The sequence below is a fragment of the Aquimarina longa SW024 genome (genome assembly GCF_001401755.1).
In the GTDB taxonomy this organism is placed as follows: domain Bacteria; phylum Bacteroidota; class Bacteroidia; order Flavobacteriales; family Flavobacteriaceae; genus Aquimarina; species Aquimarina longa.
The window spans coordinates 235,882-248,309 of the sequence record NZ_AVQK01000015.1 but is presented as its reverse complement, the minus strand read 5'-3'; the positions used below and the strand labels follow the sequence as shown (position 1 = coordinate 248,309).

Genomic DNA, 12,428 nt, shown 5'->3' with positions numbered 1-12,428 from the left:
TTTCTATTCCATAAAAGTTATGTGTGCCTTCTATTCTTTTTTTTATAGGGTGGTTAAAAGATGTCATTAATTATAGTAAATAGTTTTTTTATTACTTTTTAAGGTATACTACTCTTCATAAATAGTTTTTACCTTATATGTTCTAATGAACTCACCCGTAATCCCATCAATTTCATAGAATTTAGTATCAAGATCGTTGTACTCTTCATCACCATTCATAGAAACTCTCCATTTTGGTTTTGAATTAGGGAATTCATTAAGATCAACTCTACTTAAATAAAATACATTAATGTTGTACTTTTTAATATCTTTTTCAGCTATTTTTTTTACGATAGAGATTGCTTCTGCCCAGCATATATTGTATCCTTTTTCGTAATCAATAGTTTTTGTTATCGTACCATTTTCATCAAAAAAATACTCTTTTCCAATTTTTGTGTTAGTTGAGTGTTTTTTATAGAAATACAAATGCTTGATATTGTTAGAGTTATTGTATTTAATTTTTTTAGTTAGTTGAGTTTTTTTATCGGTTAGCCATATTTTTTTTGTTTGAATTCTCGTGATATATTGTTCAGAATCAGTATAAAAAACTTTTTTTTTAGAAAGAATACTGCTATATTTTTCATTATCAAAAACCATTTCTTCTTTTTTGATCTCAAAAATTGGATCATCAAATAAGCAGGTTTCATTTGTTTTCACAAATCTATTTTGCGCAGAACAAGAAAGGGTAATTAAAATATAAGCAACTAACAGAAGTTTAGTTTTCATAATTCTTGTAAATGTGTGTATGTATGTAGTTTTGTCCATTGCCATTTCCATGTATATTTTTTTGATTCATGATAGTCCATATAATTTTTTGTTTTTTTATCCTTAAAAGTGTGGGTAGCTCGATTACTAAAAGTATGCCTGAGACCTAAAGCGTGCATGACTTCGTGCATTATTGCAGTATGTTGTAGTCTTTTTTCACCATCTAATATTCCATAGGCAACCCCTGTACCTGTTGGAGAAAATCCTGCAATTACATCAAACTGTCCTCCATCTTCCCCCATAGCACCAGTAATTAAACAGCTCCTATTTACAAGATATAATGTAACTATATTATTTGATGCAACATGATTGTCTTTAATTACATTTACAAAATCTTGCTTCCTATCTCTTTCAATATAATTATGATGATCTGATTTTTTTATAATACCTTCCCTTTTTAATTGTTCATTCTCTGCACTAATATCCAAAATATTTGGATCATCATTCAAAATATTAATATCAATTAAAGCAGGTTTCAATCCTTTTTCTAAAAGACTTGATAATTGGTTTAATTCTAATTTATCTTCTAAAACATCTTGATCCTTATCATTTCCTGTTATCTCAACAAAATGCCATTGTAGATCAATAGTTTTAGGTCTTGGATACCATAGGTTTATTCCTCCTGCATCAGTTCCATCTGCTTTTACCTTAATCTGCGTGCCATTAGGACTCTCATTATTTGTATTGCAAGTAATATGCACTTCTTTAGCTTCAATCATATCATTAACTTCATTAGATCCTTTTTTATAAACAAAAGAAAAATCTGAATGATTTTCAAAAGCTACTCTTTGATATTCATCCTTTTTATTGAAAGTTTTATCTAACTGTAAAATTATCGTTTGTCCTACTCGAAGGCTTACCCAAGAAGGGAAATATTGTTCTCCTTCTACCTCAAAAGGATTATACTCATTTTCTAAACTTTGAATATCATTTTCTAAGTCTCGGGCATTTGACTTGATTATACTTTTATAATCAGAAGGGATCTGATCAAAGCCAAATGTTCCCTCTCTAATAACACTACTTTTTACAGTAAACTTAATAATACACTTTCTTGGTCTACTAACATCTGTAGTATTAATATCCTCTATTACTGCATCATTACTAGCGATACCTGTATCGCTAGTTGCTTGTTGTTCCAAGGTCTGTTGTTCGGAGTTAGTTGATATTTCTTCAAACATTCCAGAAGGCGGTGGTTCTGGTGTTCCAAAAAATACGCCTTGCCCTCCTGTTTCATTAATACTAATGGCTGCATAGGTATTTATATTCTTGGCGTAGATATTAATATCATTCTTAGCGATAATAGATAGCGACCCTTTTGCGATTTTAACGATTCTTCCTTTTTTACCCATATCTAAAAAACGTTTCCTTGCTCTCCGCTGTTATTATTCACTTTTTGATCTGCTTGCTTGTTTACATTACCACTAGTACTTGCAATAGTAGCATCGGTACTAGATTGTAGGGATACTTGCTCTGCCTGACTTCTCATATTCTGAGATGCTGTTTCTATAATATTAGAAGCGGTAAGATTATAATTACCTGCTATCTGCTCTGTTTTGTTTTTACCTGCACTGACCTTAATATCTTCTGTTGCTCTAAATTCTATATTTTTAGCCATAAAGGTCATATTTTCTAACGCAGTAATATTGATATTGTTATTAGCGGTATCAATCTTAAAGGCATTTCCGTTTTTATCGGTTATCGTAATACTTTCTGCTCCTGCTGTATCGTCAAATTCTAACAAATGTTGGCTACGGGTTCTAATACTTTTTCTATTATTTAGATCAGCTTGTAATGTTGATGGGCTTGCTGTACCAGAATATAATGCGCCCATTACGAAAGCTTTTTCGGCATTAGAGCCTTCAAAACCGATTACGACCTCTTCTCCTTTTTCGGAAACAAAAAAGAAGCCTTTTTCTGCTCCTGCGTGGGGAGTCATCACCCGTATCCAAGGGGTTGTTGAACCGATTGTTTTTTGCCAAGGGAGTTGTACTTTTATTCTTCCTAGTCCTTCGGGATCATTATTATCTATAACTATCCCTGTGGTGATATCACTTTTAGGATATCGATTGAGATCCATATGTGGGTAGGTGTCAGAACTAGCTTCTACGGCGGTAAACTCATTGGTATATACTCCATCTTCTGTATTGGTATGGGTAATACTAATAATTCTATAACTCCCATAACCTTTTACTTTTATTATCGCTCCTAGTGCTACACTTGGGTTATCACTGCTCCCTCGGGCAATGACCTGTTTCATAGATTTAGCCTTAGTATACTGTTCTACCTGTTGGTCTAATCTATACTTTTGATTAGGGTCGGTAAGTAACGAATGTACTACCTGTGTGGTCTTATGATAGAGTTCTCTGGATTTATTATCCATAAACCCATGATACCCCTCTGAGGAGGTATTGATCTCTGTACTACTTTTTTTATGCAACGCTCCTGTAAGGTAATCACTGCTGATATAGCTAGTAGCATTAGCTATTGTATCTAATTGTATACTGAATGATCGTAAGTCTATTCCATGAATAAGCTCTGTTTCTTCGGTACTAGGGTTGCCAAATATTAATTGTTTACCGTTATAATAGAACCACTCATTATGATAAGCTGCTAATCTACTGGCATAGCTAAAGGCACTTTGATTATGCTGTACGGAGTAGTGTATGGTTTCTGAGGATCGGGGTGCAAAATTGGTTTCTAATTTCCCTACATCATATCCCTGAAAAGTGCGTTCCATAATCTCAGACAAATTCATATCATTATATGAAGCGTAGTGCTCTCCATCATCTGCTAATATACTTGTACTTTTGACCTGTAATACGATTAAGTTACCTTGGTATTGATCATCCCCTTTGATGGCTTCCAATCCACTAACTACTCCTTTAAACTCTAACTCTTTATATCCACCATACTTTGATACTGCTTGTATCTGTAGGGTAATAAGACCTCCTAGATAGTCTTTACTCTCTCCTATAAGTTCTTCTGTCAGTTGCTCGATAACATCAGCTCGGCACACTAGCTCTAGATCATGATGTGCATCTAATTGCTGTGATAATTTAAGACTTATATAGGAGTCTAATTTATTGCCCGATAGGTAAATAGAGGTATTTGTTTGTAGTGCCATAATGTCGTAGTAGTTTTTTTAGGGAATAGGTTTTAAGTTATAATTAGGTTATGTAGTTAGGTGTAAAAATAGTCCCCCAAAAGTAATCTTATACAAGGGGTAATACAAGGTATTCATCAGGGGAAAAGACCCCTTTTTTGTTGCGATTATTCCTACAGTTAGCTTTTTAATCATTTAATTATATACTTTATTAGTTAATGTCTTATACTCTAAGATTGTTACTTTTTTTTAATTATCGGATATTTTATTCTCATGATATCGAGCATAGATCCATGTATATACACTGACACAATAGGGATCATGGTTTAATAATTTATTCATAAAGTTGTTTGTGTCGATATTTAAAAACTTTAATATTCCGAATAATACTTCTTGTGGTACTTCGTCTATGTCGTCTACTAACATCTTATTAGGTTTTAATCCCTCATTGAGGGGTTAATTCTCCGAGGTTGTTGGTTTAAAAGGACACAAGAGTAATCATGCACATAGAGGACTACACAATGGAGGGGTTGCAAAAAATTACTCTCGCTATCCTAAATTAATTGGGGAGTTCATTTATAAAAATGCAGGAGCAATTAATTGGTATATAGTATATTGAAAATTTCCCCAAATCTTAACTATAGTATTGCCCCTGCGACCATATATTTATGTTTTAAAATCAATATTTTTTATCTCTAGATAGATAATTACGCGTTTTACAAAGACATCAGGGTACTTTAGAATTACAAAATGAACTGTTGCGAACTAAAAACTCTGCCGTACCCGACATCTCTATACAAGGACGAACCTCGAACTAACTCAACTTAACTTACTCTCACTCTACTATTTTTTGGGATGATGTTTTTTAGGGATAATGGTTTATTTTGTTTTATATGATCTATAGTCAAAGGAGATTTGCGTATAAGGGTTGCAATCTCAGAAGAATTTAGTCCCTGCTTATTAGACTCTTGTATCCATCTACGCAATAATAGGGCATAACCGCTATAAGTTTCTACACAACAGCTAAACTGAGATTGTTTAATCTGTAACTGGGTAAATACACGTTCTTCAAAAAGACGTACTCTCCTTTCTTTTTCTTGTGTGGTACTTAGTTTCATATCTATTTATTTAGGGTTATTTTTTAAAATATCTATTTTCATTAAAAGTTTATTCATTCTTCTTCTATAAAATCAAAAACGATGTGTTCAAACGTCTTATATAAGATTTCAATTTTCTCATCTGTCATTTTACGATCATACTTTATAAATTTATGAATAGTACCCTTTGGAAATGATAAATGGTTTTCCAGACTAGTAATATTGAAAAATTTGCAATTCTTCATTAACCAAGTTTCTAATTTTTCCCTTTTGTAAGATGCTGTCTTCTTTTTTTTCATGAATTAACATATGTTTATGTTGACTAAATTAATTTTGGAAAACTAAGGCGGGGTAATTCCTTTAGTGATTAGTATTTGTTAGTTAAAATTGTTCTTTAATTTACTGAGTAAATCATCTCACGTTTTTTTTTAATGTTAGTTATAAATTTCTATTTTAAAAACAACCTCTAATGAAAGATATGCAACTAAAATAATTATCTTTACATGTGTTTTAAAATTGAATACACGCAAAAATAGCGTATTTTACAATTAAAAACAACATAAATACGCAAAAATATCATTATTTTGAAATAAATGAATGCTAGAGAATTAAAAGAAATTAGAAAAAGTTTGGGATTAACACAAGCTGCTCTTGCTGAACTGATAGAGGTAGGAACTAGAACGATACAAGCATGGGAGTATGATCAACAAAAAGTTCCAAAAACCGTTGGAGAATTTCTAAAACAAAAATTGCATGAAAAACTGTCTGATCAAAAAACGCCATTAATAACAATGGATGTTTCTCATAAAAATGAATTATCTATAGAAGAAATGGCATCATTCTGTTTAAAGCATGTAGATGAATATGAGAAAATACCAAGTGTTAAAATGTTTATTGAATACCATCGAAATCAAGCAAAAGCAGAACTTTTGGAAAAGCATATTATTTTAAATAGTCAAGGAGAATAATGTTAAAATACTTATGTTTAATTATTTCTTGATATTAAGTTATTCAGTTCTTCTGGGCTAAACTTTATTCCAAGTTCTTGGAGTACTAAAATCTTATTCAAGGTAGCTATACGATCTATAGCTTTTCTATTTTTTTCTAAAAAATATTTTTCAATCTCAGATAATGATAATTCATCAAACAAAGTAATTTCTTTATCATAAGTTGAATCATTCTGAAATTGATTAATTAATTGAGAAAATCGATCTACAGCATTATCAATTGTAATATTATTTAGAATTAACTTGTTTTTTAAACCTCTAATTTCCGTGAGTAAATCTTTTTCCATCATACTTAAATTTTACTTTCTTCTAACATTCTTGATTTCAATATCTCTAAAACATCTTTTGCTTCACTAATAAATTCTTCATCTTTATTTTTCCTATACTCAAAAAGCTTAATGATTCTTTTTATTAAAAAAACTGTTATTACAAAAATGAAACATATTCCAATGGCAAAAATATGACTTAAAAAGTCATCTGAATGTTCAGAGCTAAAAATCCAAATAAGTTGAAGTCCATAGCAATAAATGGGAATTAAAAATGAAAACCTATATGGTTTTAAATAAAATCCTAATAACATTAAAATGGGCGATATACTCTGAGTAAACGCCCAAATAAAATTACTAAAATTAGAATATCCAAATGTCTCCATACTATTGATCTCCAAAAGAGCCAAAAGTTTATCCAAATAGAGCATACTTCCAGATAATATAATAAAAAAAGTACCGATTACCCTAATATGAAATGGAACTTTTTCTTCAACTAATATATTGGTTAACAGCTTTGTCATTAAAGACACCTTGCGTACCAGGTCTTTGAATATCTTTGTCAACACCTTTAATTTCTGTTTCATAAATTTCATTATCATCTGACATTTCACAACTTGTAAAAAACATCATAGATAAAAATAGAAAAAGAATACTTAAAACAAATAAATTCGACTTCATAATATTTTTTTTAGGGATTATGTAATATTGATATCAAATCAATTGTATTATAATTAATTGATTTACAGTGTAAAGCTAAAGAAATAATACATAGAAATCTATACTGTTTTTTAATATTTTGGACGTAATTTTGCTCAATTTTTTAGCAAAAAAACCTGTTTTCAATCTAAATATTCCCCAAAAATTAAGGCTAAAATGCAGATTTGAGCTAAAATTAAGATCAAACATGAAAAAACACCTTATGTAACTGTATATCAAAACCTTAAATGAGTTACGTTAAAGCCGTAATAGTGTATTACGATAGCACTATTTTTAATGTGATTTACTCATAATTCTAAAATCTATGCTCTTTAGAATTAGCCATTTTGATTATCATTTCTTGTATCATTTGCTCTCTTGTTGTTTTTGGTTGTTTAGCCATAAGAGGGTTATTTTGTCTATTGGTAGGGATTTTTTTTTCACCAGATAAGTATTGATAAAAGTGACGAACGATGGTTTGTGCTTTGATGTATATTTATAGGCGTAAAAATAGAGTTCATAATAGTAGAAAATTGATTAATTATTTAACCTATGTTTAACCTATAAAAACGAGTTAAAATATAAATATTTGATTATCAGTATTTTATACTATTTAAGTTAACTATCCTCACAGGTCTTTAAGACCTATGAGGTCTAAAAATACAGTAAGGGATAGTATAAAGCATCTAAAATCAATTATATTTGCAAGTCATTAAAGGTGTGAAAATTGCATAAGGGATAGCAGTAAGCTACCATGTAGCGCATATAGCTCGACCCGAAACATAGTATAGGGTTACACCTTAAAATGATTTTTGAAAAAAAATAAAGAACCTATCAATAGGTATTAAAGAAGGATTGCTATACCAAACGAGACGGATATGTTAGCGTAGATGGTATATGAGACAAGAGACACAATACATGAAAAACATTAGAAACTTTTGCATTATAGCACATATTGATCACGGTAAAAGTACCTTGGCAGATCGATTATTAGATTTTACAGGATCAGTAACAGCTCGTGAAGCGCAAGCACAGTTATTAGATAGTATGGATCTGGAACGTGAACGAGGTATTACAATCAAGAGTCATGCAATCCAGATGGAATATACATATAAAGGAGAAGAATATATTCTGAATCTTATTGATACTCCTGGTCATGTAGATTTTTCTTATGAAGTTTCTCGATCGATTGCAGCATGCGAAGGAGCATTGCTCATCGTAGATGCAGCACAGAGCATACAAGCGCAGACGATCTCTAATTTATATCTGGCTTTAGAAAATGATCTAGAGATTATTCCTGTACTGAACAAGATAGATTTACCAAGTGCTAATCCAGAAGAAGTAACAGATGATATCATTGACCTATTAGGTTGTGATGCAGAAGATGTAATCCCAGCAAGTGCTAAAACAGGAATCGGGATTGAGGAAATTCTAGCAGCAGTTATTGATCGTATCCCTGAGCCAGAAGGAAATCCTGAGGAGCCTTTACAAGCATTGATTTTTGATTCAGTCTATAATCCGTTTAGAGGAGTAGAAACCTATTTTAGAGTGATTAATGGAGAGATCAAAAAAGGGCAACAGATTAAATTTGTTGCTACAGATAAAAACTATTTTGCTGATGAAATCGGTACTTTAAAACTTAATCAAGTACCTAAAAAAGCGATAAAAACAGGAGATGTAGGCTACCTTATCACAGGTATTAAAGATGCAAGAGAAGTAAAAGTAGGAGATACTATAACAGATGCCAAAACACCCACGCAAAATGCTATCGAAGGTTTTGAAGATGTAAAACCAATGGTATTTGCTGGGATTTATCCTGTAGATACTGAGGATTATGAAGAGCTTCGTAATTCTATGGAGAAGTTGCAACTTAATGACGCTTCATTGGTATTTGTACCAGAAAGTTCTGCAGCATTAGGCTTTGGATTTAGATGTGGATTCTTAGGGATGTTACATATGGAGATTATCCAAGAACGTTTGGAACGTGAGTTTAATATGACAGTGATTACAACAGTTCCCAACGTATCTTATCATGCATTTACACATAAGCATCCTGATGATATTATTATTGTTAATAATCCATCAGATTTACCTGATCCATCATCTATGAATCGAGTAGAAGAACCCTATATAAAAGCATCAATTATTACTAAATCCGATTTTGTAGGGTCTGTAATGTCATTATGTATAGAGAAGCGAGGAGAGATTACAAACCAAACGTATTTAACTACAGAACGAGTAGAATTAACCTTTGATATGCCATTAGCAGAAATCGTTTTTGATTTCTATGACCGTTTAAAAACGGTCTCAAAAGGGTATGCTTCCTTTGATTATACTCCTATCGGAATGCGTGCTTCTAAATTGGTAAAAGTAGATATATTACTTAATGGAAATATAGTAGATGCGCTATCCGCATTATTACATAAAGATAATGCTTATGATATCGGTAAGAAAATCTGTGAGAAACTAAAAGAGTTAATCCCACGTCAGCAGTTTGATATCCCAATACAAGCCGCAATTGGAGCTAAGTTTATCGCTAGAGAAACAGTAAAAGCACTTAGAAAAGATGTAACAGCAAAATGTTATGGAGGGGATATTTCTCGTAAGCGTAAATTATTAGAAAAGCAGAAGAAAGGAAAAAAACGTATGCGACAGGTAGGTAATGTAGAAATCCCTCAGGAAGCATTTATGGCAGTATTGAAATTAAATGATTAGATATAGTGTTATCTAACCTCTCTTTTTTTAACGATACTAGTTTTTAAAAAACTGAGTTGCTTTTATTGGTTATAAATAGTTTCTATATACAAAGATAAGATATGACAGAAAGAGATAAGTATTTTATGGGTAGAGCTATTACAGTTGCCCAGCAAGGTATGACTTCTAATACAGGTGGACCTTTTGGAGCTGTAGTTGTCAAAGATGATCAAATCATAGCAGAAGGGTGTAATAGTGTTACTTCTACCAATGACCCTACTGCACATGCAGAAGTGGTGGCTATACGAAAGGCTTGCGCAGAGCTAAAGACATTTCAGTTAGACAACTGTATATTATATACTTCTTGCGAACCTTGCCCTATGTGTCTTGGAGCAATTTACTGGGCCAGACCTATGAAGGTTTTTTATGGCTGTACAAAAGAAGATGCCGCAGCAATTAATTTTGATGATCAGTTTATCTATGATGAAATCGACAAAAAAATCGATGCAAGACAGATTAATTTTGTAGGCCTTATGAGAGAGGAAGCAGTTAAAGTTTTTGAACAATGGGAAGCAAAAACGGATAGAACAACCTATTAATCAAAGACACTGTTTTTACTTATTAAGCATTACTTTCTTGTCTTCTATCATTTTTTGTAACATATACTCTACACCATTCTCATTATTGCTTTTTGTAATATAGTTAGCAATCGCCTTTACATTAGGATGTGCGTTTTCCATAGCAAAACTATAAGTTGCTTGGCTCATCATCTCTAGGTCATTATTATAATCTCCAAAAACCATAGTCTCTTCTGGGCGAATGTTATGGCTTTTTTGTAACTGCTCTAATGCATATCCTTTATTAGCAAGATTATGGGATAGATCTAACCATACTTCTCCGGATACTTTTACTTTTAGACGATCTTCTAAGTGTTTTAGTGCAGGGTAGAGATATTTTTCGGATCCTTCTTGATGACAGATAGCAATTTTTAGATACTGGTCATCTATTGCTTGTGATAAATCATCCAAAACTTCATATTTACCATAATATTCATCTAGCATATTTCTAAAATCTTGCCCATAATCTTCTATGTATGCTTTTTTTCGCCCGCAGAGAATTACCTGAGACCCTTTTATATTTTTCGTAATATCGAGTAGTTCTAGATAGGTCGCTCTATCGATTGTGGTGGTTTGTAATTCTAAGTCTTTTTGCATTGTTAATGCACCATTTTCTGCAATAACAAAAATATCATCTTTGATAGCATTTAATTTATGGATAATACTGTAATATTGTCTTCCACTAGCAGCTACAAAGACAACTCCAAGATTCCGTAGTTGTTCAAAAAGAGTATAGAAATGAGTACTTACTTCGCCCTTATCATTAAGAAGCGTACCATCCATATCGGTGGCAACCATTTTTATCTGAGATAAATCCATAGAAACTCTTAGTTTTAGCTTATAAAGGTAATAGGTTAGAAAGAATAGTGTATGTAAAGATTATAAAATTTACATTAAATCATAGTGTTTATGATGTTAAAAAAGAGTCTAGAGTATTCTAAGAAGTTATTAAAGACAGTATATTAGTGTATTTTTTAGCATTTATATATGATGAAGTTTTTTCAAAAAGAAATAAAATTGCCATCTTGCTCTAGAGGGTTTCATTTAATTACAAATCTAATTATTGAGGCTTTCCCCGAAATTAAGCAGATTGAGATAGGTCAATTACAAGTATTTATAAAGCATACTTCTGCAAGTCTTACAATAAATGAAAATGTAGACCCTACAGTACGACAAGATTTTGAGAGTCATATGAATGTGATGGTTCCTGAGAATGCTCCGTACTATATTCATACGTATGAGGGTCCTGATGATATGCCGGCACATATCAAAGCTTCATTGATGGGAACTTCTGTTCAGATACCAGTAACAAAAGGTAGATTAAATCTAGGAACTTGGCAAGGAGTTTATCTATGTGAACATAGAGATTATGGAGGTTCTCGGAAGTTAGTGTTAACAGCTTATGGAAATTAACTATTAGTAGCATATCTACTCCTAACATACATATTTATACAAGAATACATCCTAGATGTACTCTGGGATGTATTCTTGTATTGTAATAGGTGTGATTTAGTGTTTTCACTCTTTTTAAGAGCTGTAATCCATAATTTAGAACCAATTTGCCCAAGGGATTCTAGATAGCATTAATATTAATGCTATAGTGTAAAAAATAGCTAATGTTTTAAGTTTTGGAGTAGAAGTAAGTTTTTTCTTATGTTTAGAATATCCCATTGTAATAAAAACTATTGTTAGTATCATAACTGTTGGGTGCTCCACATTATACAATCGTAGTGTGGCATCTTTCATAATTTCTCCCATTTTATGTGTTCCCGAAAACCAAACCACAAAAGGGGAAACAAAGAAAATTATAATTCCTATTAATAACTGTATATGTGTTACAATAAGCGCAAACAGAGAAATTCTAAAATCTTTTGGGGTGTATTCTCTTTTGGTAAAAAAACCAATAAGTGCATTAATAGTCGATAAAGTAACAATAATAACAACAAGATACGCCCAATAAGAATGAACGATTTGGATAGTCTGATACATGATAATATGTTTAATTAAAAAACCTTTTTAAAGTAAGTATACTACAACCTTATTGATGATTAGGTCGTTTTTATACCATACCGTTTTTTTGCAAAGGTACATATAAGAACTTGTTCCGCAAAGCCTCTTAATTTTGTAAAACAAGAATATAT

The 12,428-nt window shown here is 31.7% G+C and carries 14 protein-coding genes; 4 read left to right on the top strand and 10 right to left on the bottom strand.

What is annotated here, in order from left to right:
* Positions 1 to 108 precede the first annotated feature (108 nt).
* The 6 genes from N456_RS03685 to N456_RS24220 all read right to left on the bottom strand — a co-directional run bounded on the left by N456_RS03685 (position 109) and on the right by N456_RS24220 (position 5,249).
* The gene (locus N456_RS03685; protein WP_148639174.1) at positions 109 to 765 is read right to left on the bottom strand and encodes a hypothetical protein; all 657 of its coding nucleotides are present in this window, start codon (positions 763 to 765) and stop codon (positions 109 to 111) included.
* Positions 762 to 2,153, bottom strand: a complete 1,392-nt coding sequence (locus tag N456_RS24945) for a zinc metalloprotease (RefSeq protein ID WP_062054009.1) — start codon at positions 2,151 to 2,153, stop codon at positions 762 to 764. Before N456_RS24945 ends, N456_RS03685 begins: the two co-directional genes overlap by 4 nt.
* A gap of 2 nt (positions 2,154 to 2,155) precedes the next feature.
* Positions 2,156 to 3,928, bottom strand: coding sequence for a type VI secretion system Vgr family protein (locus N456_RS03675; protein WP_062054007.1), 1,773 nt, complete (start codon positions 3,926 to 3,928; stop codon positions 2,156 to 2,158).
* A 228-nt stretch (positions 3,929 to 4,156) separates the two neighbouring features.
* The gene (locus N456_RS24225; protein WP_158447817.1) at positions 4,157 to 4,333 is read right to left on the bottom strand and encodes a hypothetical protein; all 177 of its coding nucleotides are present in this window, start codon (positions 4,331 to 4,333) and stop codon (positions 4,157 to 4,159) included.
* Positions 4,334 to 4,731: 398 nt separating this feature from the next.
* A complete protein-coding gene (locus N456_RS03670; protein ID WP_062054005.1) occupies positions 4,732 to 5,025 on the bottom strand; it encodes a hypothetical protein in 294 nt (97 codons plus the stop codon).
* Between the two features lie 53 nt (positions 5,026 to 5,078).
* On the bottom strand, positions 5,079 to 5,249 hold the full coding sequence (locus N456_RS24220; protein WP_158447816.1) for a hypothetical protein: 171 nt from the start codon (positions 5,247 to 5,249) through the stop codon (positions 5,079 to 5,081).
* A gap of 348 nt (positions 5,250 to 5,597) precedes the next feature.
* Here N456_RS24220 and N456_RS03660 point away from each other — a divergent pair, with 348 nt between their 5' ends.
* Positions 5,598 to 5,972: a helix-turn-helix domain-containing protein gene (locus tag N456_RS03660; RefSeq protein ID WP_062054001.1), complete on the top strand. Its 375-nt coding sequence runs from the start codon at positions 5,598 to 5,600 to the stop codon at positions 5,970 to 5,972.
* A gap of 17 nt (positions 5,973 to 5,989) precedes the next feature.
* On the opposite strand, the gene N456_RS03655 is transcribed toward N456_RS03660, so the two are convergent.
* Both N456_RS03655 and N456_RS03650 read right to left on the bottom strand, forming a co-directional pair.
* Complete coding sequence (locus tag N456_RS03655) at positions 5,990 to 6,298, bottom strand: hypothetical protein (protein WP_148639173.1); 309 nt, start codon at positions 6,296 to 6,298, stop codon at positions 5,990 to 5,992.
* 5 nt (positions 6,299 to 6,303) lie between these two features.
* Positions 6,304 to 6,864: a hypothetical protein gene (locus tag N456_RS03650; protein ID WP_148639172.1), complete on the bottom strand. Its 561-nt coding sequence runs from the start codon at positions 6,862 to 6,864 to the stop codon at positions 6,304 to 6,306.
* Between the two features lie 1,030 nt (positions 6,865 to 7,894).
* On the opposite strand from N456_RS03650, the gene lepA reads away from it, so the two are divergent.
* Positions 7,895 to 9,691 (top strand): translation elongation factor 4, encoded by a 1,797-nt coding sequence (lepA, locus tag N456_RS03645; RefSeq protein WP_062053995.1) that lies wholly within the window; start codon positions 7,895 to 7,897, stop codon positions 9,689 to 9,691.
* 101 nt (positions 9,692 to 9,792) lie between these two features.
* A complete protein-coding gene (locus N456_RS03640; RefSeq protein ID WP_062053993.1) occupies positions 9,793 to 10,269 on the top strand; it encodes a nucleoside deaminase in 477 nt (158 codons plus the stop codon).
* A gap of 15 nt (positions 10,270 to 10,284) precedes the next feature.
* On the opposite strand, the gene N456_RS03635 is transcribed toward N456_RS03640, so the two are convergent.
* Positions 10,285 to 11,106 (bottom strand): Cof-type HAD-IIB family hydrolase, encoded by an 822-nt coding sequence (locus N456_RS03635; protein ID WP_062053991.1) that lies wholly within the window; start codon positions 11,104 to 11,106, stop codon positions 10,285 to 10,287.
* A 171-nt stretch (positions 11,107 to 11,277) separates the two neighbouring features.
* Between N456_RS03635 and N456_RS03630 the strand changes: the two genes are divergently transcribed.
* Positions 11,278 to 11,700 carry a secondary thiamine-phosphate synthase enzyme YjbQ gene (locus N456_RS03630; protein ID WP_062053988.1) on the top strand — a complete coding sequence of 141 codons (423 nt, stop codon included), beginning with the start codon at positions 11,278 to 11,280 and terminating at the stop codon, positions 11,698 to 11,700.
* Positions 11,701 to 11,835: 135 nt separating this feature from the next.
* Here the strand turns inward: N456_RS03630 and N456_RS03625 are convergent, their stop codons facing one another.
* Positions 11,836 to 12,276: a hypothetical protein gene (locus N456_RS03625; RefSeq protein ID WP_062053986.1), complete on the bottom strand. Its 441-nt coding sequence runs from the start codon at positions 12,274 to 12,276 to the stop codon at positions 11,836 to 11,838.
* Positions 12,277 to 12,428 lie beyond the last annotated feature (152 nt).